Annotated in this window: 19 protein-coding genes and 1 pseudogene; 10 read left to right on the top strand and 10 right to left on the bottom strand. The window is 71.7% G+C overall.

What is annotated here, in order from left to right; genetic code table 11:
- Positions 1–39: 39 nt before the first annotated feature.
- Positions 40–789: a dienelactone hydrolase family protein gene (locus tag ACQP2O_RS21455; RefSeq protein ID WP_433187881.1), complete on the bottom strand. Its 750-nt coding sequence runs from the start codon at positions 787–789 to the stop codon at positions 40–42.
- Between the two features lie 272 nt (positions 790–1,061).
- Between ACQP2O_RS21455 and ACQP2O_RS21450 the strand changes: the two genes are divergently transcribed.
- From ACQP2O_RS21450 to ACQP2O_RS21440, 3 genes are all read left to right on the top strand, one after another.
- Entirely contained in the window at positions 1,062–1,886 is an 825-nt protein-coding gene (locus ACQP2O_RS21450; RefSeq protein ID WP_433187878.1) for a helix-turn-helix transcriptional regulator, read from the top strand.
- Positions 1,887–1,960: 74 nt separating this feature from the next.
- Positions 1,961–3,559, top strand: coding sequence for an adenylate/guanylate cyclase domain-containing protein (locus ACQP2O_RS21445; RefSeq protein ID WP_433187875.1), 1,599 nt, complete (start codon positions 1,961–1,963; stop codon positions 3,557–3,559).
- Positions 3,560–3,730: 171 nt separating this feature from the next.
- Complete coding sequence (locus tag ACQP2O_RS21440; protein ID WP_433187873.1) at positions 3,731–4,534, top strand: HAD-IIA family hydrolase; 804 nt, start codon at positions 3,731–3,733, stop codon at positions 4,532–4,534.
- Here ACQP2O_RS21440 and ACQP2O_RS21435 read toward each other — a convergent pair.
- Genes ACQP2O_RS21435 through ACQP2O_RS21425 form a run of 3 tightly spaced genes read right to left on the bottom strand, consistent with a single transcriptional unit; the run spans position 4,450 to position 7,274 of the window.
- Positions 4,450–5,403, bottom strand: a complete 954-nt coding sequence (locus tag ACQP2O_RS21435) for an FAD:protein FMN transferase (RefSeq protein WP_433187871.1) — start codon at positions 5,401–5,403, stop codon at positions 4,450–4,452. The two genes, ACQP2O_RS21440 and ACQP2O_RS21435, sit on opposite strands and share 85 nt — an antisense overlap.
- Complete coding sequence (locus ACQP2O_RS21430) at positions 5,400–5,888, bottom strand: FMN-binding protein (RefSeq protein ID WP_433187868.1); 489 nt, start codon at positions 5,886–5,888, stop codon at positions 5,400–5,402. The genes ACQP2O_RS21435 and ACQP2O_RS21430 overlap by 4 nt, the downstream gene beginning before the upstream one ends.
- Before the next feature lie 15 nt (positions 5,889–5,903).
- Positions 5,904–7,274, bottom strand: a complete 1,371-nt coding sequence (locus ACQP2O_RS21425; RefSeq protein WP_433187866.1) for a ferredoxin reductase family protein — start codon at positions 7,272–7,274, stop codon at positions 5,904–5,906.
- A 188-nt stretch (positions 7,275–7,462) separates the two neighbouring features.
- Between ACQP2O_RS21425 and ACQP2O_RS21420 the strand changes: the two genes are divergently transcribed.
- Together ACQP2O_RS21420 and ACQP2O_RS21415 are read left to right on the top strand one after the other, a co-directional pair.
- Complete coding sequence (locus ACQP2O_RS21420; protein ID WP_433187863.1) at positions 7,463–8,218, top strand: response regulator transcription factor; 756 nt, start codon at positions 7,463–7,465, stop codon at positions 8,216–8,218.
- Positions 8,215–9,705 (top strand): sensor histidine kinase, encoded by a 1,491-nt coding sequence (locus ACQP2O_RS21415; protein WP_433187860.1) that lies wholly within the window; start codon positions 8,215–8,217, stop codon positions 9,703–9,705. Before ACQP2O_RS21420 ends, ACQP2O_RS21415 begins: the two co-directional genes overlap by 4 nt.
- Before the next feature lie 5 nt (positions 9,706–9,710).
- Here ACQP2O_RS21415 and ACQP2O_RS21410 read toward each other — a convergent pair whose 3' ends face one another.
- Positions 9,711–10,568, bottom strand: a complete 858-nt coding sequence (locus ACQP2O_RS21410) for a universal stress protein (RefSeq protein ID WP_433191102.1) — start codon at positions 10,566–10,568, stop codon at positions 9,711–9,713.
- 264 nt (positions 10,569–10,832) lie between these two features.
- The gene (locus ACQP2O_RS21405; protein WP_433187858.1) at positions 10,833–12,425 is read right to left on the bottom strand and encodes a GAF domain-containing protein; all 1,593 of its coding nucleotides are present in this window, start codon (positions 12,423–12,425) and stop codon (positions 10,833–10,835) included.
- A 297-nt stretch (positions 12,426–12,722) separates the two neighbouring features.
- On the opposite strand from ACQP2O_RS21405, the gene ACQP2O_RS21400 reads away from it, so the two are divergent.
- From ACQP2O_RS21400 to ACQP2O_RS21390, 3 genes are read left to right on the top strand one after another with little or no spacing between them, the layout of a single operon-like run.
- Positions 12,723–13,151 carry a pyridoxamine 5'-phosphate oxidase family protein gene (locus ACQP2O_RS21400; RefSeq protein WP_433187855.1) on the top strand — a complete coding sequence of 143 codons (429 nt, stop codon included), beginning with the start codon at positions 12,723–12,725 and terminating at the stop codon, positions 13,149–13,151.
- Positions 13,148–13,654 (top strand): CBS domain-containing protein, encoded by a 507-nt coding sequence (locus tag ACQP2O_RS21395; protein ID WP_433187852.1) that lies wholly within the window; start codon positions 13,148–13,150, stop codon positions 13,652–13,654. The genes ACQP2O_RS21400 and ACQP2O_RS21395 overlap by 4 nt, the downstream gene beginning before the upstream one ends.
- A 54-nt stretch (positions 13,655–13,708) precedes the next feature.
- Positions 13,709–13,903 carry a hypothetical protein gene (locus tag ACQP2O_RS21390; protein ID WP_433187850.1) on the top strand — a complete coding sequence of 65 codons (195 nt, stop codon included), beginning with the start codon at positions 13,709–13,711 and terminating at the stop codon, positions 13,901–13,903.
- A gap of 110 nt (positions 13,904–14,013) precedes the next feature.
- Here the strand turns inward: ACQP2O_RS21390 and ACQP2O_RS21385 are convergent, their stop codons facing one another.
- Complete coding sequence (locus ACQP2O_RS21385) at positions 14,014–15,006, bottom strand: alpha/beta hydrolase (protein WP_433187847.1); 993 nt, start codon at positions 15,004–15,006, stop codon at positions 14,014–14,016.
- A 342-nt stretch (positions 15,007–15,348) separates the two neighbouring features.
- Between ACQP2O_RS21385 and ACQP2O_RS21380 the strand changes: the two genes are divergently transcribed.
- Positions 15,349–16,614 (top strand): lactate racemase domain-containing protein, encoded by a 1,266-nt coding sequence (locus ACQP2O_RS21380; RefSeq protein WP_433187844.1) that lies wholly within the window; start codon positions 15,349–15,351, stop codon positions 16,612–16,614.
- Between the two features lie 48 nt (positions 16,615–16,662).
- On the opposite strand, the gene ACQP2O_RS21375 is transcribed toward ACQP2O_RS21380, so the two are convergent.
- On the bottom strand, positions 16,663–17,052 hold the full coding sequence (locus ACQP2O_RS21375) for a hypothetical protein (RefSeq protein ID WP_433187841.1): 390 nt from the start codon (positions 17,050–17,052) through the stop codon (positions 16,663–16,665).
- A gap of 320 nt (positions 17,053–17,372) precedes the next feature.
- On the opposite strand from ACQP2O_RS21375, the gene ACQP2O_RS21370 reads away from it, so the two are divergent.
- Entirely contained in the window at positions 17,373–18,605 is a 1,233-nt protein-coding gene (locus tag ACQP2O_RS21370) for a cytochrome P450 (RefSeq protein WP_433187838.1), read from the top strand.
- Between the two features lie 54 nt (positions 18,606–18,659).
- Here ACQP2O_RS21370 and ACQP2O_RS21365 read toward each other — a convergent pair whose 3' ends face one another.
- Together ACQP2O_RS21365 and ACQP2O_RS21360 are read right to left on the bottom strand one after the other, a co-directional pair.
- Positions 18,660–19,349 carry a polysaccharide deacetylase family protein gene (locus ACQP2O_RS21365; RefSeq protein WP_433187835.1) on the bottom strand — a complete coding sequence of 230 codons (690 nt, stop codon included), beginning with the start codon at positions 19,347–19,349 and terminating at the stop codon, positions 18,660–18,662.
- Positions 19,350–19,392: 43 nt separating this feature from the next.
- Positions 19,393–20,076: pseudogene (locus ACQP2O_RS21360) on the bottom strand (glycoside hydrolase family 11 protein); the annotation flags it as partial.
- Positions 20,077–20,269 lie beyond the last annotated feature (193 nt).

Here is a 20,269-nt window from a genome sequence, read left to right as displayed (position 1 = left end):
GCCCGTACGGTGCGGACCGGCGAAGTCGATCAGACCGGCTCACGAAATCCCCGCCACGCCGTGCCGCTTGGTGAAGGCGAGGATTCGGTGCCAGACGTCCGTGCACTCTTCCTGCCACTCAGCGTAGGACGCGTCGAAGAAGGAGTGCGGGGCCTTGTCGTAGACATGCCTCTCGTACTCCTTGCCGGCCGCGTCGAACCCCGCCGTCAGCGCGTCGAACTCCTCCTGCGGCGTGGCGACGTCGTCCCCGGCGAGCAGCATGAGCAGCGGCGCCGACAGACGCGGCGTCACGTCGCCGAAGAAGCGCGGCGGGCCGTAGAAGCCGACCGCCCCGGCCAGCCCGAGCCCGGCCGCGGCCAGCCGCCAGGAGTAGGCGCCGCCGAGACAGAACCCGATGCTGAACACCGGGCCGCTCCCCCGCTCGCGGATCGCCGCGACGGCCGCGGCGGCGTCGGCCTCCACGTGGGCCGGCTCGAGCAGCGCCAGGTGCGCCATCCCGTCGAAGTCGCCGTCGCGGGCTCCCGTGCCGGCGCTGCGCCCGTAGTGATCGACGGCCAGCGTGTGAAAGCCCGCCTCGGCGAAGCGGTGGGCCAGCGCCTCGTAGAAGGGGTGCAAGCCTCGGAAGTCGGGCAGCAGGAGCACGTTCCGGCCGTTCGGGACGGCCGGCACGGCGCGGTAGGCGCGGAACCGGTTGCCATCCGCCGCCGTGAGCTCCAGGCGTTCGTGTTCGGCCACGTCTCCGGTGACGACCGGAGCGGCGGGCGGCAGGGCGTCGACGCTGTGACACATGAGGTGATCTCCGTTCTCCGTCTGCTGGGGATGTGCCGCAGCCTGCCGTGCGGCGACCGTGCCACCCAGGCCCCGGCTGTTACGGGTACCCGCAGGGCCACCCTCGCCGTACGAGCCGGGCGGCAGGCACCGAACGGGCCGAGCGGCCCGCGAAACCGTACGGACCGGGCGGATGCGGAGCCGACCGGGAGGACGCCGGTGAGCATGCGGGCGGTGCGAAGCCGATCGGGAGGACGGCGGCGAGCCGGCGGGGCGCGGGCATACTGGCGGGTATGGAGGATCACCGGGAGCTGGGACGGTTCCTGCGGACGCGCCGGGCCCGTGTGACGCCGGAGAGCGCCGGGCTGCGCGGTGGATCCCGGCGCCGCGTTCCCGGACTGCGCCGGGAGGAGCTGGCGCAGCTGGCCGGGATCAGCGTGGAGTACTACCAGCGGCTCGAGCAGGGCCGCGCCACCCGGCCGTCGGACGAGGTGCTGAACGCCCTCGCCGAGGTCCTCCGCCTGGACCCGGTGGAGCGGGAGCACCTGCGCGTCCTGGCCCGGCCCGTCCGGCGAACCGGGAAGGCGGCGCCGGCCGGACCCGTCCGTCCGGAGCTGCGACGGCTGCTGCGGCTCATGAGCGTGCCCGCGCTGGTCATCAACGACCGGTTCGACGTGCTGGCGCTCAACCCGGCCGCCGAGCGGATCTTCATGCCGGCCGCCGGGCCGCCGACGGGCGGGGTGAACCTGGCCCGTTTCCTGTTCCTGACCCCCGAGGGCCGGGATTTCTACGTCGAGTGGGACGAAGTCGCGGCGACGACGGTGGGGCAGCTCCGGGTCGCCGCGGGCCGGCACCCCGGCGACGCGGAGCTGTCGGCCCTCGTCCGGGAGCTGCACGCCGGCAGTGACGTCTTCCGCCGGCTGTGGGCCGGCGGCGACGTGGGCGTGCGCACGCACGGCGTCAAGAGCCTCCGGCACCCCTCTCTCGGCACGCTCACGGTCAGTTACGAGAACTTCGACCTGGCCGGGGACTCCCGGCAGCGGCTCGTGGCCCTCACTCCGGTCGACGCGAGTGAGACCGCCGCCCTCGTCCTCTCCCCGTCGCGCACGGTTCCCTGACCTGCCCGTTCGGGCGATTCACCCTGATCCGTCACACTGGTTCTCCACGGACGCGCGGCAGGAGGGGGTACGCGGTGACCGCCGGAACGCCGACGAAGGGCCTCCGCGGCTGGCTGGACGGGCCGCCCGATGCCACCCGCGCCGCGCTGGTACGCCGATCGCGGTGGCTGCTCATCGTCGCGGTCGGCGGCGCGAACCTCGCCGGCGCGCTGTTCGTCCTGATGTTCTCGACGTTCGTGATGCCGGATCCGCCGGGCATCGCCGACCCCGCCCACGTCCGGCTGGTCAACCTGATCGTCTTCTGCGCCTATCTCGGCCTCGGCGCGCCGATCGGCGTGGTGTGGGGGATGTGGCTGTTCCGGCCGGTGCACACCCTCGCCGGGCACCAGCACGACCCGAGCGACAAGGAGCGCCGTGCCGTGCTGCGCGGGCCGCTGCGGCTCATGGCGATGCAGGGCACACTGTGGGGCCTGGGCGCCGTCGGCTGGGCCGTCATCGACGTGTCGTACTCCGAGCTGCTCGCCCTGAAGGTCAGCATGATCACGGCGCTCGGCGGGATCACCACCTGCGCGATCGTCTACCTGCTCGCCGAGCGCCTGCTGCGGCCCATCGCGGCGGTCGTGATGGCCTCCGGCCCGGCGGCGTACGACGACTGGTTCGGCATCACGCCGCGGACCATGCTCGCGTGGGCGCTCGGCAGCGCGGTGCCGCTCCTCGGTCTCATCGCGGCCGCGGTGGCGGCCCTGGTCGTCGACGGCATGTCCCTCACCCAGCTGGCCGTCACCATCCTGGCGCTGGGCGGCGTCGCCCTGTACGTGGGATTCCAGGTGACCTACATCGCCGCCCGGGCGATCGCCGATCCCGTCCGTTCCGTACGGGAGGGGCTGGCGCGGATCGAACACGGCGACCTCCAGGCGTCGGTCCCGGTCTACGACGCGAGCGAGCTCGGCCGGCTGCAGGCCGGGTTCAACACCATGGCGACGGGGCTGCGGGAGAACGAGCGGCTGCGCGACCTGTTCGGCCGGCACGTCGGGGAGGACGTCGCCCGTCACGCCCTGGAACACGGGGTCGTCCTGGGCGGCGAGACCTGTGAGGCCGCGGTCGTCTTCGTCGACCTGAAGGGCTCGACCACTCTCGCCGCGACCCGGCCGCCCGGCGAGGTCGTCGCCCTGCTCAACGCGTACTTCGGGATCGTCGTCGACGTCGTCTCGCGGCACGGCGGCCTGATCAACAAGTTCCAGGGCGACGCGGCCCTGGCCATTTTCGGCGCGCCCGAGCCGCTCGACGACCCGGCGGGGCAGGCGCTCGCCGCCGCACGGGAGCTGACCCGGCGGCTGCAGGCGGAGCTGTCCGAGCTGATCGCCGGGATCGGCGTGTCGGCCGGCCAGGTCGTCGCCGGGCACATCGGCGCGGAGCAGCGCCTCGAGTACACGGTGATCGGCGACCCGGTCAACGAGGCCGCCCGCCTCAGCGACCTCGCCAAGACGACGCCCGACCGGCTGCTCGCGTCGGGCACGGTCGTGTCCGGCGCCGACCGGGCGGAGGCGGCGCACTGGCGACTCGGCAGCGCCGTGACGCTGCGCGGCCGTACGGCCCGGACGCAACTGGCCGCGCCGTTCCGGCGTCCGCCGCCGACCGGCCTCGACCGAGTGATCAACCGCCTCCGCCGATGACTGCACCGATGCGATCAGGTCACGACCGAGGGATCGCCCGCCTCCGCGCGACGACGGCGCGGGGGTCCGGCCACGATCGGCCCGTCCGGTCACCGAGACGATGGCAGCGGCTCACGCGCCGGGCGCATCCCGGCTGTGTAAAGGTCACGGCAATGAGGGATATTTGGTCGCATGAGCGAGCGTAAGCCGATCGACTGCTGGTTGACCGACATGGACGGGGTACTGGTCCACGAGGGCCAGCCCGTGCCGGGGGCCGAGGACTTCCTGGGCCGGCTGAAACGGGCCGGCAAGCCGTTCCTGGTGCTGACCAACAACTCGATCTACACGCCGAGGGACCTGCACGTCCGGCTGCGGGCGGCCGGACTCGACGTACCGGTCGAGTCCATCTACACGTCCGCGCTGGCCACCGCGCAGTTCCTCGACGATCAGCGCCCGCACGGCTCGGCGTACGTCCTGGGCGAGGCGGGCCTGACGACCGCCCTGCACGAGATCGGGTACATCCTGACCGACATCGACCCCGACTACGTGGTCCTGGGGGAGACGCGGACGTACAGCTTCACTGCCATCACGCGCGCGATCCGGCTGATCAACAACGGGGCGCGGTTCATCGCCACCAACCCCGACCCGATCGGCCCGTCCACCGAGGGCGCGCTGCCGGCCACCGGCTCGGTCGCCGCGCTGATCACCAAGGCCACCGGGGTGGAGCCGTACTTCGTCGGCAAGCCGAACCCGCTGATGATGCGGAACGCCCTCAACACCGTCGGCGGGCACAGCGAGAGCACCGCGATGATCGGTGATCGCATGGACACCGACGTGGTCTCCGGCATGGAGGCGGGCCTGTACACGATCCTCGTGCTGACGGGCGTGACCACCGAGAAGGAGATCGCGCGCTACCCGTTCCGTCCCCAGCGGGTGGCCGAGTCCATCGCCGAGCTGGTGGACATGGTCGACCTGCCGGACCTGGCCGAAGGCTGAGCCGGCCCCCCGGACCCGGCCGAAGACCGAGACGGGCCCCTGGCCCCGGCCGAGGACCGAGACGAACCACCGGACGCGGCCGAGGACCGCGCCGGGCGGGCGGACCCGGTCGAAGGCCGAGCCGGGTCGTCGGCGCGCAGGCCGGGGGTGGTCCAGGTTCGCCCGTCGAGCCCGATCGCGTACGCCTCGTACCCCGGAAGGCCCTCGATCCAGTCGTGGGCGGCCTCCCCCATGACGAAGGCCGCGGTCGCGTAGGCGTCGGCGAGCGTGAGGCTCGGCCCGACCACGGTGACGGAGGCGAGGCCGCCCGCCGCGGGCCGGCCGGTGCGCGGGTCGAGGATGTGCGCTCCGCGCTCGGCGGTGCCCGAGGTCGCCACGGCCATGTCGCGTCCGGCGATGACCGTGGCCACCGCGCCGGGGCGCAGCGGGTCGGCGATGCCCACCCGCCAGGGGCGGCCCGGCTCGGGGCCGCCGGCCAGCCGGATGTCGCCGCCCCCGTTGATGTGGTGGTTGAGGGATCCGGCGGCGCGGAGGATGCCGTCGGCGCGTTCGATCGCCCAGCCCTTGACGGCGCCGGACGGGTCGAGGGTGCCGCCGGGGTAGGCGCTGAAGCAGCCGCCGGTCTCCTCGGTGAGCCGCTCGCAGAGGGCGAGGATCTCCCCCACCTCGGGGGCGCAGTCGCCGACCGTGACCTCGCCGCGCGCCAGGCGGCTGATGTCGCTGTCCGGCCGGTACGTCGAGAAGGTCGCGTCGACCCGGTGCAGCCGGTGGACGGCCTCCTCCAGGGCGCCGTCCTCGGGGTACGGCTCCCGCAGGTCGAAGGAGAAGACCGTCCCCATGCAGTGCTCGACGTGCTTGCGCGCCGTCATTTGCCCGCCTTGTCGATGGCGCTCTGCAGGGAGTGCTTGTAGCCCTCGCTGGTGACGGTGGCGCCGGAGACCGTGTCGATCTGCGCGCTCTGCGCGGCGAGGGTCTCCTGCTTCAGCTGCGGGACGGCGAAGCTGTTGATCTCCTGGTCACGGGGGTTGCCGTCCGGTACCTGGACGGTCTCGACCTTGGTGATCTTGCCGCTCGTGAGCGTGACGCGCACCTGGACCGGTCCCCAGCGGGTGTCGATGCTGTCGCCGGTGACGGTGCGCGTCGTGGACCCGCTGCTCTTCTTGGAACCCGAGCCCGTGCCGGCGCTCCCGCTGGAGCTCGCGCTCGGCGCCGGGGCGGCCGTGTCGCCGCCGTTGCCCGTGCCTGTACCGGTTCCCGCGGCGGTGCCGCTGCTGGACGCCGGGTGCGTCTTGAAGCTCAGCAGGAGGACCAGCCCGGCGGCGGTGCCGACGATGGCGAGGATCGCCCTCTTCATCAGGTGCTCTCTCTTCTAGAACTCGAAGGACTCGTGGTGGATGTGGCGGCGCGGCACGCCCGCCTGGCGGAGGGACGCCTTGGCGGCGTTCACCATGCCGTCCGGCCCGCAGAGGTAGACGTCGTGGGCGGTCAGGTCCGGGAGGATCCGCGTCAGGACCGCCGGGGACAGCGGGTCGCCGCCGAGGTCCCGGCGCGAGCCGACCAGGTAGTGCAGCGCCGCGCCCCGGATCTCCGCGACCTGGCGGAGCTCCTCCTGGAAGACCACGTCGGACCAGTCGGTGGCCCGGTACACGAGCGTCAGATCGCCGGGAGCCGCCGGAAGGGTCTCGAACAGGGCGCGGATCGGGGTGATGCCGACCCCGCCGGCCAGCAGCAGCACCTTGCGCCGCCGGCGACGACCGGCGGTGAAGGCCCCGTACGGGCCCTCGGCGAAGACCCGGGTGCCGGGCCGCAGCCGCGACAGCGCGCCGCTGTGCTCTCCGAAGGTCTTGACCGTGATGCGGAGCATGTCCGATCGTGGCGGCGCCGACAGCGAGTACGGGTTGGAGGCCGACCACAGGTCACGGGTGAGGAATCGCCAGCGGAAGAACTGGCCCGCCTCGGCCCGCAGTTCGTCCAGGTGCCGTCCCCGGACCCACACCGAGACGACGCCGGGCGCCTCCCGGTACACGCCCTCGACGCGCATCCGGTACCGGAACGCCGCCCGCAGCGGCATCACGAACCGGTACCAGACCAGCAGGGCGCCGACGGCGATGTACAGCCCGGCCCACAGGACGCGGGCGGGCAGGTCGGTCATGAAGTCCGCGCCGGTCGCGAACTGGTGGGCGAACGCCAGCGCGATCGCCAGATAGGTGTAGAGGTGCAGGTAGTACCACGTCTCGTAGCGCATGCGGCGGCGTGCCGCGCGGGCGGACACGATGCCGACGCCGACGAAGAGGAAGGCGGCGACGGTCGCCATCAGCACGTCCGGATAGCTCACCAGCAGCGTCCCCGTCTGGTGGACCACGTCGGTGTGCGCGGTGACCGCGTACCCCCAGATGATCAGCAACGCGTGCGCCACGACGAGCCCGACCATGTACCGGCCGCCCATCGCGTGCCATCGGGCGAGACGGTCCGTTCCGACACCGCGTTCGAGCGCCGGGATCCGCGCCATCAGGGCCACCAGGACGACGGCCGCGAAACCCGCGAGCAGGCCGGTGATGCGTCCCGCGTTGGTGAGCCAGTCCCCGAAGCCGGTGACGGCCGGCGTGTCGTGCCACCAGAGCGCGAGCACCGCGATCACTCCGAGGGCGATCGGGATCAGCACGTGCTCGGGCCGGGCCCGCACCGGTTGCCGGTGGGTGCGCGGCCGGCGTACGGCGGCCCGTTCGTCCAGCGTCGTCACCTTTGTCTCCCCGTATGCTTTTGGGTCGTTCGGATCCCCTACTTTGGGTCGAGAACCTGAGAGTTCCTTCTGAACGGCTTGTGCTTCCCTGCTAAGACCGCGCTGACCTGCATGGATATGAGCGTTCAGAGGGTATTCTCAGGAACTTCTCACCCAGGTCACAGGTGCGGCGAGCAGCGTAGGCGGCGATGAACGACCCCCGATCCCCCGAGTCCCCGGCGGCCCGGCATCCCCTCATGACCCGTCCCGACGGCTCGCCCGTGCGCGTGCTGGTCGTGGACGACGAGGCGAGCCTCGCGGAGGTCCTCGCCAGCGTCCTGCGCTTCGAGGGGTGGGAGGTGATGACCGCGGGCGGCGGCGCCGAGGCGGTCAGCGCGGGCCGGGAGTTCCGGCCCGACGCCGTCCTCCTGGACGTGATGCTCCCGGACTTCGACGGCCTGGAGGTGCTCCGCAGGCTGCGGGCGGACAACCCCGACGTGTGCGTGCTCTTCCTGACCGCGCGGGACGCCGTCGAGGACCGCATCGCCGGGATCACCGCCGGCGGCGACGACTACGTCACCAAGCCGTTCAGCCTGGAGGAGGTGCTGGCCCGGCTGCGCGGCCTGCTCCGGCGGTCCGGGCGGGCCCGCGCCCAGAGCGGCGAGGTCCTCGCCGTCGGCGACCTCACGATGGACGAGGAGGCCCGGGAGGTGCACCGGAACGGCGACCTGGTCGAGCTGACCGCCACCGAGTTCGAACTGCTGCGCTACTTCATGCGCAACCCCCGCCGGGTGCTGTCCAAGCCGCAGATCCTCGACCGGGTCTGGAACTACGACTTCGGCGGCCAGGCGCACGTGGTCGAGCTCTACGTCAGCTATCTGCGCAAGAAGATCGACGCCGGGCGCGAGCCCATGATCCACACGGTCCGCGGCGTCGGTTACGTGCTGCGACCGCCCGCCTCATGACCTGGCACCGCGCCCTCCGCAGACGACTCCGGGTCCGTACGCTGCGCGGCAGGCTGATCGTCGGGTCGCTCCTGCTGTTCACCATCGCCTGCGGCATCGTCGGCGTCGCCACGACCGTCTCCCTGCAGCGCTTCTTCATCGGCCGGCTCGACCAGCAGCTCTACGACGCCAAGAACCGGTACGCCATCGGCCTCGAGCACGCCGTGGAGCACCAGGACTTCGACAAGGTCAACGGACAGTCCGTCGGCACGTTCGGCGCCCGCCTGGCCGGCGGCCGGGTCACGCAGTGCGGCGTCGTCCGGGACGTGCGGGACCCCCGCGGGCAGCTCGACCTGTCCGCGGCGGACCAGGCGCGGCTGAAGACGCTGCCCGCCGACGGCCGGGCGCGGACCGTCCGGCTCGAGTCCCTCGGCAAATACCGGATCATGGCGAACCCCGGCGAGGACCGCGACGTCCTGATCACCGGGCTCCCCATGCACGGCGTCGACGACACGGTCGCCCGGCTCGAGATGGTCGAGGTCGCGGTGTTCGGCGTCGTCCTCGTCGCCGCCGGCGCCGCCGGCACCGTCTTGGTCGGGCTCGCCCTGCGCCCGCTGCGCCGCGTCGCCACGACCGCCATGCACGTCTCCGAGTTGCCCCTGGCCAGCGGAGAGGTCGCGCTGCCCGCCCGGGTGCCGGACACCGACCCCGCCTCCGAGGTCGGTCAGGTCAGCACCGCGTTCAATCACATGCTCGAGCACGTCGAGTCGGCGCTCGCGCAGCGGCACGCGAGCGAGGATCGGCTGCGCCGGTTCATCGCCGACGCCAGCCACGAGCTGCGCACCCCTCTCGCCGGCATCCGCAGCCACGCCGAGCTGGCCCGCCGGGACCCCGGTGAGACCGGTCCCCGGGCCGATCACGCGCTGCGCCGCATCGAGGCCGAGGCGACGCGGATGGGGCACCTCGTGGACGACCTCCTTCTGCTGGCGCGGCTGGACGCCGGGCGGCCCCTCGCCCACGAACCGGTCGACCTGACCCGGCTGGCCATCGACATCGCCAGCGACGCCCGGGCGGCCGGGCCCGACCATCGCTGGGCCCTCGACCTGCCGGAGGATCCGGTCGTGATCCACGGCGACGAGTTCCGGCTGCATCAGGTCATCGGGAATCTGCTGACCAACGCGCGCACCCACACCCCGCCCGGCACGAACGTCACCGTGCGCGTCGCCGAGGCCGACGCGGCCGGGACGGTCGTGCTCGAGGTGATCGACGACGGCCCGGGAGTCCCCGCCGCCCTGCGCGACGACGTCTTCGAGCGGTTCGTACGCGGTGACGGCTCCCGGTCGCGCAAGGCCGGCAGCAGTGGCCTGGGCCTGGCGATCGTGTCCGCCGTCGTCCAGGCTCACGGCGGGTCCGCCGATCTCATCAGCGAGCCGGGACGCACGTGCGTCCGGATCCGGCTCCCTGCCGGGGCGGCGGAATCGAGGCCACGGGAGCCGGCGCCCCGGTGATCCGGTCAGGCCCGGGCGCGTACGACGGCGACGGGGCAGTGCGAGTGGTGGATCACGCCGTGGCTCACCGAGCCCAGGTGGAGGCCGTACCGGCCGTTGCAGTTGGCTCGCGCGCCGACGACCAGCAGGTCCGCGGCGGCGGAGCGCGCGACGAGCTCGCCGACCAGGTGCCCGGACGGCGCCTGCTCGATGACCCTGACGTCGGGGTACCGCTGCCGCCAGGGGGCGACCACGCCGGCCAGCCGTTCCGCGGCCGCCGCGGCGCCCTGGCGGATGGCCTCCGGGTAGGCCCCGGTGACCGTGGGCGACGGCATCTCCCAGACGTGGACGGCGCGGACCCACGCGCCGCGGATCGCCGCCGCCTCGAAGGCGTACCGAAGGGCGAGGGCGGACTCTCCGGAGCGGTCGACGCCGACGACGACCTCGCCCCGGGTCTCCTCCGTTCCGCCGCGCACGATGATCACCGGTCCGGGCGCGTGACCGGCGACCTTCAGGCCCGTTGACCCGAGCAGCAGCGCACCGACGCCGCCGAGACCGCGGTGGCCGAGCACGAGCTCATAGGCGCGTGCGGCCGCTCCCCGGAGCGCATCGGCCGGGGCCTCGTGGACGAGTTCGGTGGTGACGTCGATGCCGGGCCGGGTCTTCAGCGCCCGCTCGACGGCCGCGGTGAGGATCCGATCGCCGGTCTCGGTGAGGGACTCGGACAAGCCGGGTGCCGAGTGGAAGGGCAGGTCGCAGGACCAGTGCTCGGTCGCGTTGAGAATGTGCAGAGGCCGTCCCGTACGCCCCGCCTCCTCCGCGGCCCATTCGACCGCGACATCGGCGCGTGGCGAGCCGTCGGTGCCGACGACGATCGGCTCCATCACGATCTTCTCCTCTGCTCAAGGGGAGACCTCGCGCAGCGCCGGATCACGGAGGTGACGGGATCCGCACGGGGGCTCGTACGTCCTCTCCAGAGTCGTCACCCGCGCCGGGGACCGTTAGGGACGAAGGTCCCCCGATCGCCTGCCGCTCGTCCTCAGTGACCGGCGGAGACGTTCATCGCGGCGGGGCGACCCCACGCACCGACCGCTGATCACCGGCCGCTCAGGCCGGCGGAGGGCCGCTCATCGTCGGCGGCGGGAGCGTCAGGCTCCGTCCCGCTCCGGGCGGTGGGTGGGGACCCGCCATTCCAGCACCGTGCCGCCGCTCTCCCCGGGCCGGATCCGGAACGACCCGCCGAGCCGCTCGGCGCGTTCGGCCAGATTGCGCAGGCCGCTCCGGCGTCCGCCCGGCCGGATTCCGATGCCGTCGTCGGTGACCCGCACCACCACGTCGTCCCCCACGCTCACCGTGAGGCTCGCCCGGCCGGCTCGCGCGTGCCGTGCGACATTGGACAGGGCCTCCACGAGCACGGCCGGCACCTGCACGGCGACCTCGTCGTCGACCGTCACGTCCAGGGTGTCGTCCAGCCGGGTCTCCGGTGGGAAGCCGAGGATCTCCGCCGCCATGTCGATCACGGGCTGGACGCACGCTCGCAGGCCGTGCTCGCCGGGCGACATCTGCAACGCGAAGATCGTCGAACGGATCTGCTGGATCGTGTCGTCGAGATCGTCGACCGCCCGCCGCACGCGCAGCGCGACGTCGGGCTTCTCGGTGACCTTGATCGCGCTCATCAGCGTGATGGCCGTCGCGAACAGCTGCTGGATCACGGTGTCGTGCAGGTCCTTGGCGATCCGGCCCCGCTCCTCCAGCAGCGAGAGCCGCTCCGTGTCCTGTCGCCGGTCCGCCAGTTCGAGCGCGACCGCGGCCTGGACGGCGAACGCCTCCAGCAGGCGGCGGGCGGATTCCCCGAAGGTCGCCCCGCCCGGCGGGTTCGTCACGGCCAGGACACCGCGGGCGGCTCCTGCCCTGCCGAGGGAGACGATCAGCCCAGGCCCGACCGGGACCGGCAGGGAGCGGCCGACCCGGCGGAGATCGCCCGTCACGTCGGCCGTGTCGAAGGATCGGCCGCTCCGGTAGACCTCCCCCGTCACCTCGTCGATGGGGAACCGCATGCCCCGGATGACGTCGGCGTTCAGGCCGTCAGTGGCCTCGAAGACGAACTCGTCCCCGTCCGCGAGCAGGACGCTGGCGGTCGCGGCATCACAGATCTCCCGGGCGCGTTCGGCGACCAGCACCAGTTCCTCGTAAGGATCGGTGCCGGACAGCAGGGACGCCGACACCTCGGCCGACGCCTTGAGCCACCGCTCCCGCAACCGGACCTCCTCGTACAGCCGGGCGTTCTCGATGGCCACACCGGCCGCGACAGCGAGGGCGGCGATGACGTTCTCGTCGTTCTCGTCGAACTCTCCGCCGCCTTCCTTGTCGGCCAGGTAGAGGGTGCCGAACGCCTGCTCGCGGACGTACACCGGCACTTCGAGACAATCACGTGGCGGCGGTTCGTCGTCGAAGCCGCCGACCGTCACGAGCCGCTCGTACCCGTCCTCCCTCTCGAGCACCCGCAACGCGCCGCGGCGGGCGTCGACCAGGGTCGCCGACGCCTCCACGATCCGCAGCAGGACGCTGTCGAGGTCGAGGTCGGCCTCGATGGTCACCACCGCCTCCAGCAGGGCGTGGACCCGGTCACGGGTGGTGAGCACGGCGGCCAGCCGCGTCTGCAGCTCGGTGAGCAGATCGTCGAACCGCAGCTGCGGCAGAAGACCGGACCGGTCCTGGCCCGGCCGGCTGTCTGGAGGCATGGGCAGCTCGGACCTCCCCCTCAGGCTGCCTGGCCCGATGATTACAGTATGGAACGTCTCGTCACTCGGCGTCGCCACCCCGCCCGGCACTGCGGACACACGGCCCTCAGCACCCGCCGGGGCACCGCCGCGATCTCGAGGCCCCCTGCCGTCACGACCAGCGTACGGACGCCGCGCCCGGGCAGGTGACGCCGGGTACGAAGGTCCCGGATCGAGGCCGCTCCGGCCGGAGAAGGGCCACCGGACGTGGGACGTTCGCCCCTGCCCTGGCCGCCTGAGACGGAACAACATCGAAATATGCGGTTCGACGGGAACGGGCTGGAGATTCTCGACCGTGAGGAGTGTCTCGCCCTTGTGCGATCGGTCCCGGTCGGCCGGGTGGTCTTCACCGACCGGGCGCTACCGGCGATACAGCCGGTCAGCTTCCTCCTGGACGGCGACGATGTGATCATCGCGACGGCGTCGGGATCGAAGCTGGCCGCGGCCACGCGCAGGGCGATCGTCGCGTTCGAGGTGGACGCCTTCGACACCGGCGACAAGGCCGGCTGGTCCGTGACGATCATCGGCGAGGCGCGTGCGGTGCGCGACTCCCGGGAGATCGACGGACTGTCCCGGTTGCCGCTGCGGCCCTGGACACCGGGCCGGCACGACCACTTCATCCGAATCCGGAGCGACGTCGTCAGCGGACGGCGGATCCATCCGACCATGCTGGAGGCGAGACCATGACGGGGACGCTCGAGGAGCGGCCGGTGGGCGAGGCGATGTCGACCGACCTGCTCACCGTCACGGACACCGAATCCGCCCTGCTGGCCTGGGAACTGATGCGGCAGGGCGGCTACCACCACGTACCGGTGCTCAGCGCCGACGGATGCTTCATCGACGTCCTGGACGCCGAGACCCTGGCCGCCGCCTGGGACAGCGGAGGCCCGGACCGGATGCGCAAACCGGTCGGCGCCCTCGTCGGCCACCGCCCGCTGCCCCACGTCCGCCCCGCGGACTCCGTCGCGACGGCCGCGCGGGAGATGCTCGCGGCGGGGACCGACTTCCTCCCGGTGCTCGAGGAGGACGGGCGGCTGGCGGGTCTGTTCACCGCCCGGGACCTGATCGCCCTGGCCGCCGGCGTCCGCCGGCCCGCCCGATCCGGGCACGTCCCGACCCCGGCGCTCTACCGCATCGAGCCCGTGCTGCCGGCCGGTCATCCACGGGGCAGCGTGATCCCGCCGAGCTGACCGGCGTCGCCGTCGTCACCACAGCGCGTTCACCGGGCGGGGAAAGGAGAGCCGATGCCACGGCAGATCGCCACCGGGTTCTCGAACCCGTCGATCTCCCTGCTCGAGGACCGCATCCGCCGGCTGGAGACCGAGGTCGCCCTGCTCACCCATGCCGTCCAGGCGCTCACGCGGGAGCTGACGGAGCGCCGGGAACAGGAGGCGGACGACGTCGCCGCCGCCTCCGAGTCGAGCCGGCGGAGCCGCTAGGTGTGCTGTCCGGGGACGTTGGTGACAGTCGAACGTGAGCGCGGCGTAGCCGAGGAACACCCCGGCGGCACACGAACGGAGCAACGCGGAACCCGGAAGCCGGCGTGCGGTCAGGCCGCCTCTCCGGCCGCGTCGTCCGGGATGACGGCGCGGATGAAGTCGGCCGCTTCCCGTACGGCCGCCCGCGCTTCGGGGAACAACCGGTTGAACAGCTGGAAGACGTGGATCTGGCCCGGCCAGACCTGCAGCTCGCAGCGGTTCCCGGACTCGGTGAGGGCCTCGGCGAGCCGCTCGGCCTCGCCGCGCAGGACCTCCTGCTCCGCGACCTGGATGAGGAAGGGCGGCAGGTCGAGCCCGGCGCAGTCCAGCAGGGACAGGCGCGGGTCGGACCAGTCGTCATGGTCGCCGACGTAGAGCCGGCCGAAGTGACGCGCCAGGGCCGGGCTGATGAAGGGGTCGTGGTACTCGCGGTCGCTGAGCACGGACAGTTCGCAGCTCAGGTCGACCCACGGCGAGAACAGCACGACGCCTCCGGGGGACGGAAGGCCGACCCGGCAGGCCTCGCCGACGAGGGCTGCGGCGAGGTGCCCTCCGGAGGAGTCTCCGGCGATCACGATCCGGGAGGCCGGCAGGTCGGTGAGGAGCCACCGGTACGCCTCCAGGGCGTCCTCGAGCGCCGCGGGGAACGGATGCTCGGGGGCCAGGCGGTAGCCCGGCACCAGGACGGGCAGTCCGGTGTCCGCCGCCAGCCGGCTCGTCAGCGTCCGGTGCGTGCGCGGCGAGCAGAACGCGTAGCCTCCGCCGTGCAGGTAGAGGATCGCCCCGTCGCGGGGCTCGGGGGGACGGACCCATTCGCCGGCGATCGGGACGCCCGCCGCGTCCGCGCCGGTCAGCTCCTCGACGTGTACCCCGGGGTCGGGGCGCAACAGGCGGGTGCCGTGCTCCAGGGCCGTACGGAGGACCGTCAGGGAGACGAATCGTCCGTTCAGCCGGTCGGCCATGGGCCGCCATCCGAGCCGGAGCGCCCTCGCCAGTGCTCTGGCCTGGCGGCTGGGGGCGACGATGTCGCCGAATCCGGCGGTGAGGTCGTCATAAGCGGTCACGCGGCACCACCACCGGGGGACTTCGCACCGCCCATCCGTGGACGGCGGTGAGGGGGGAATTGTGGGGTCATGTTGTGCCTTGGTCGTGCTTCGTCAGGGGGAATTTCGACGAGCCTGCCTCTGCGCCCCCGACTCCCGGAACGGGGGAACTCCCCGTTCCGATACCTGCTTTGCGACCAGGTACCCCCAGCTAGCCCGCCCCGACACCTCCCCTCTGGACCCTCGAACGGAGGCGATCGTTCCGCTGTATGTAACCGGGTTCTTTGATCCGGGACACGGTGGTGAGATGGTGTCCTGAAGAAACCGGGAGCCGACGTCGACCGAGGAGAGGGAGATCGCGCCGTGGTACTAGGGACGGGCAGCCCGGAGCGCACGCTCACCGAGGACGAGATCCGAAGGATCGTCGCGGACTCGCTGACCGGGCACGATCTCGACGGCCGGCACGTCGTGGTGATCATCCCGGACGGCACCCGCTCGGCGCCGATGCCGCTGATGCTGCGCCTCCTGCACGACGCCATGGCCGGCCGGGCCCGCCGGGTCGACGTCCTGGTCGCGCTCGGCACCCATCAGCCGATGGACGACGCCGCGCTCGACGCCCTCGTCGGCGCCACCGGGATCGGCCGGGAGCACCTGCTCCCGGCGATGACCGTGGTCAACCACGCCTGGTCCGATCCGGCGACGTACGCGACCCTCGGCACGATCACCGCGGAGGAGGTCCGCGAGCTGAGCGGCGGACGGCTCGACGGCCCCGTCGACGTACGGATCAACCGCCTCGTCGTGGACGCCGACCTCGTGATCGTCTGCGGGCCGGTGTTCCCCCACGAGGTCGTCGGCTTCTCCGGCGGCAACAAGTACTTCTTCCCGGGCGTCAGCGGCCCGGAGGTCATCGACCTCTCCCACTGGCTCGGCGCCCTGATCACCAGCCACGACATCATCGGCACCCGCGGGATCACGCCGGTCCGGGCGATCATCAACCGCGCCGCCGCGATGATCCCCACGCCGAGGCTGTGCCTGGCCATGGTGGTGCGGCCGGGCGGCACCGACCTGAACGGTCTGTACGCCGCGACCCCCGAGGAGGCGTGGGCCGCGGCCGCGGACCTGTCCTCCCGGGTGCACGTCCGCTACGTCGACCGGCCGTACAAGACCGTGCTGTCGATCATGCCCCGACGGTACGCCGACATGTGGACGGCGGCCAAGGGGATGTACAAGGTCGAGCCGGTGGTCGCGGATGGCGGCGAGGTGATCCTCTACGCGCCCCACATCGACCGTTTCAGCGTGACCCACGGAGCCGTCCTCGCCGAGATCGGCTACCACACCCGCGACTACTTCCTCGCCCAGTGGGACCGGTTCCGCGACCGCCCGCTCGGCGTCCTGGCGCACAGCACCCACCTGCGCGGGAAGGGCACGTACGAGGCGGGCGTGGAACGGCCGCGGATCGGCGTCACCCTCGCCACCGGCATCCCCGAGGACGTCTGCGCGGCCCACGGCCTCGGCTACCGCGACCCGGCCACCATCGACGTCGGCCGCTGGACCGACGACCCCGACCCCGACGTCCTGGTCGTCCCGGACGCCGGCGAGATCCTCTACCGCCTGAACCAGAAGGACTGATCCGGCGGATCGTCCGGCGGCCGTTCGCCCTGAGGCAGGGCTACCGGCTCATTTGTCATTGATGGTCATGTCACGGCCCGACTGGTATATCCGGCCGTTCCCCGATGCCGTCGCCTGCTGCCGCACGTTGATCGCACCGTCCCCGGTCGAGGCGATCCCGGTGTTGTCACCGCCGATCGCGATCGACCTCTCCCCCGACGCGGTGGCCTGTCCGGCCGCCTGGCCGCCACCGGTCGCCTGACCGCCACCGGCCGCTCGCCGGTCGGCGGCCATCCCGTAAACCGATACGGCCAGGCCGACCACCGCGACGAACACTCCGATCACGCTGGCCAGTTTGTCGGCCTTGTCCAGACCGACCGCCACGAAATAAGCGCCCAGCGCCACCAGGGCCGCCACCGCGATCAGACCGCCGCCCCATTTCAGTACACGCCCCGTCATGAAAGACATCATCGGTCACCGACCCGCACCGCGCCCAGTGACCGATGCGGTACCGGCATGTGACCGCGGCCGGATGTGGACACGACGTTTGGATATGCATCCGTCCGAACATTCCGTAAAAACGACGGTCAATGTCGGAGAGTATGGCCGATGCGCCTGACTCAGGCTTATGATCCCCGTCCTACGGGCGGCGGTCCCGCCTCGAGTCGATCGGTATCACGGGTGATGCACCATGCAGCAGCGGAAAGCGTCGGTCATGCGGTTCGCCGAGCGCACGCGATGACGAACCCGCCGTCGTCCGCAGCCGAAAGGAGCGCCTCGTGACCGCACTGGATCCGCAGATCGAAGGCGCGCATTCCGAGGCGGTGCCGCTGTACGGCCCGCGTTTCGCCGGGAACACCGAGGAGCTGTTCGGCGAGATGCGGCGCGACCACGGGCCGGTCGTGCCGGTGCTGCTCGAGGGCGGCGACCCCGCGTGGCTGGTCATCGGCTACCGCGAGGCGCACCGCGTCCTCTCCGACGGGCAGCTGTTCGCCCGCGACCCGTACCGCTGCCACGGCCCGGACTACGTGCCACCGCAGGCCGTGGGCTACACGCCGGGCATGCTGATGTTCCTGGACGGGGACGTGCACACGCAGCGCGTCGGCGCGGTCGGCGCCGCACTCGGCGAGGTGGACCAGTTCCAGCTGCGGACCGACTGCGAGCGGTTCGCCGACCGGCTGATCGACGCGTTCACCACCGCCGGCGAGGTCGAGCTCATGGAGCGGTACGCCTACCGGATTCCGGTGCTCGTCATGGGCGGCATGTTCGGGCTGCCCGACTCCGAGCTGATGGCCGTCGCCCAGGACATGAAGACGATGAGCGACGGCCGGGAGGACGCCATCGACGCGTACGGCCGGTTCGTCGCGACGATGAGGGGGCACATCGAGGGCAAGCGCGAGTGGCCCGGGCCGGACGTCACGTCCCGCATGCTCGCGTACGGGACCGGCGTCACCGACGACGAGCTGATCCACGACATCCTCGTCGTGATCTCCGGCAGCCAGGAGAACACCGCCAACTGGATCGGCAACGCGCTGCGGCTCATGCTGACCGACGACCGCTTCGCGGTGACCCTCTCGGGCGGCCGCCACAGCGTCGGCCAGGCACTGAACGAGGTGCTGTGGAAGGACACGCCCGTGAAGGCCGTCCCGGGCCGCTGGGCGACCCGGGACACCCAGCTCGGCGGCCGCACCATCCGATCCGGTGACGTGATCGTCGTCGGGCTGGCCGGCGCCAACGCCGACCCGTGGGTACGGCCCGCCGACCACGGGGACTCGCGCGGCAACCACGCCCACCTCGCGTTCGGCACCGGCGACCACGGATGCCCGCACCCGGCGCCGGAGCTCGCCGAGGTCATGGCGCAAACGGCCATCGAGGTGCTGCTCGACCGCCTCCCGGACCTGCGGCTCGCGGTTCCGGAGGACGAGCTCGAGTGGCGGCCGGCGTTCCATCTGCGCGGCCTGTCGGCGCTCCCGGTGCGCTTCACGCCCTCGTACGGCGTCCAGGGCGGCTGACCGGCGGCAGCTGTGGCGCGGCGGCCCATGGCCGCCGCGCCACAGTCGCGGTGTTCAGCTCGGTGCCACGGCGCGGCCCGTCTGCGGGGAGATCATCCCGGCGCACAGGCCGCGACCCGCCAGCACCTGCGCGATGCGCGGGATCGCGGCGAGCGTGTTCGCGGGCCACTCGTGCATGAGAATGATCTGGCCGTTGGTGAGCCGGGCGTTGGCCTGCACGATCGCGTCCGTGCTGGCGCCGTTCCAGTCCTGGGAGTCGACGTCCCAGATGATCTGCTTCAGGCCGTACTTGGCCTCGACCGACTGCACCGTCGCGTTGGTCTCGCCATAGGGCGGGCGGAACAGCTTCGGCGTGCCGCCACCCGCGTTGGCGATGGCCTGCTGCGTCCGGGAGATCTCCGAGTCGATCTGCGCCTGGCTCTCCTGGGTCAGGTGCGGGTGGGTGTAGCTGTGATTGCCGATCCACATGCCCGCGGCGGCCTCAGCCCGGACCTGGGACGGGTAGGCGGCGGCGTACTGGCCCTCGTTGAACACCGTCGCCCGCAGCCCGTTCTGCCTGAGCGCATTGAGCAGGCTCGGGGTGTGGGCGTTGGACGGGCCGTCGTCGAAGGTGAGCCCGACGTACCCGTTACAGGTCGCGGCGTGCGACGGGGTGGCGTTGGCCGTGAAGGCGACGGTGCTCGCCACGGCCAGCGCGGCGACGGCCAGGCCCGTGACCGGGGAGCGTTTCAGCGTGTTCCGCATGCGGGGTGATCCTTCCTCACTTCTCGGGGAAAGGGCGTTATCAGCCAACGGTTATGTTGGAGTTTCCGCTGCTCTGATATCCCTCGGTTGCGAGGATCATGTAGTACTTGAAGCTGCCGAGATTCATTCCATAACGGGCCCACGCGTCGAAGTGGTTGCCGGTGGTTATGGTGCCGCCCGTTCGCTTCGTCCGGCGGACGCTCCAGTACTGGTTAAAGGTTCGAGTGCCTTCGACGGACGGGGCGTTGTACCGCGTCGTCTCGTAGACATCGTAGGTGCCGCCGTCGCTGGTGACCGTGCCCTTGTACGTGCCCGTGGGCCGGTACGAGCCCCAGTTGTCGACGATGTAGTACTCGACGAGCGGGTTCGACGTCCACCCATAGAGCGACAGATATCCGTTGCCGGAGGGGTTGAAGCTGCCCGAGTAGTTCACGCTCCGGCGTCCGCCGTTACTCCAGCCCTTGCCGGCGACGAAATTCCCGCAGTTGGTCCAGGACGTGCGGTAATTTCCGCCGGACGACAGGGTCATGGAGACCGATCCGCCGCCGTTGGTCCAGAACGAATAGTAGTAGCCGTTATTGGTGCCGGTCTGATTCGTGGTGATGGTCGTGTCGGCGTTGGCCGTGCCGGGCAGCATCATCGCGGACGCGACCAGCGCCACCGCGCCGACCCGGCCGATGAGGCCTCTGCGGCCGATCGGGGTGGCGGGGGCGTCGTTCCTGTGCATGCTTCCTCCTCCTGGACGAGAACCACCGGCGAGCGACGGCTCTGGCGGCGAGAAGCGCCGATCGATGGAGCGAGCATGCGCCCGACGAGGGGCGGCGTCAACGATATGTATCGAAACTTTTCGACCAGTCTGGGAGCCATTCACCGCTAGATTTGCCCGTTGAAATGCCGTAACGGCACGTCTGACGATCAAG

Source organism: Actinoallomurus sp. CA-150999 (genome assembly GCF_050942425.1).
Taxonomy (GTDB): domain Bacteria; phylum Actinomycetota; class Actinomycetes; order Streptosporangiales; family Streptosporangiaceae; genus Actinoallomurus.
Note: the sequence above shows the minus strand (reverse complement) of the source record. Positions and strands in the feature narration are given on the sequence as shown.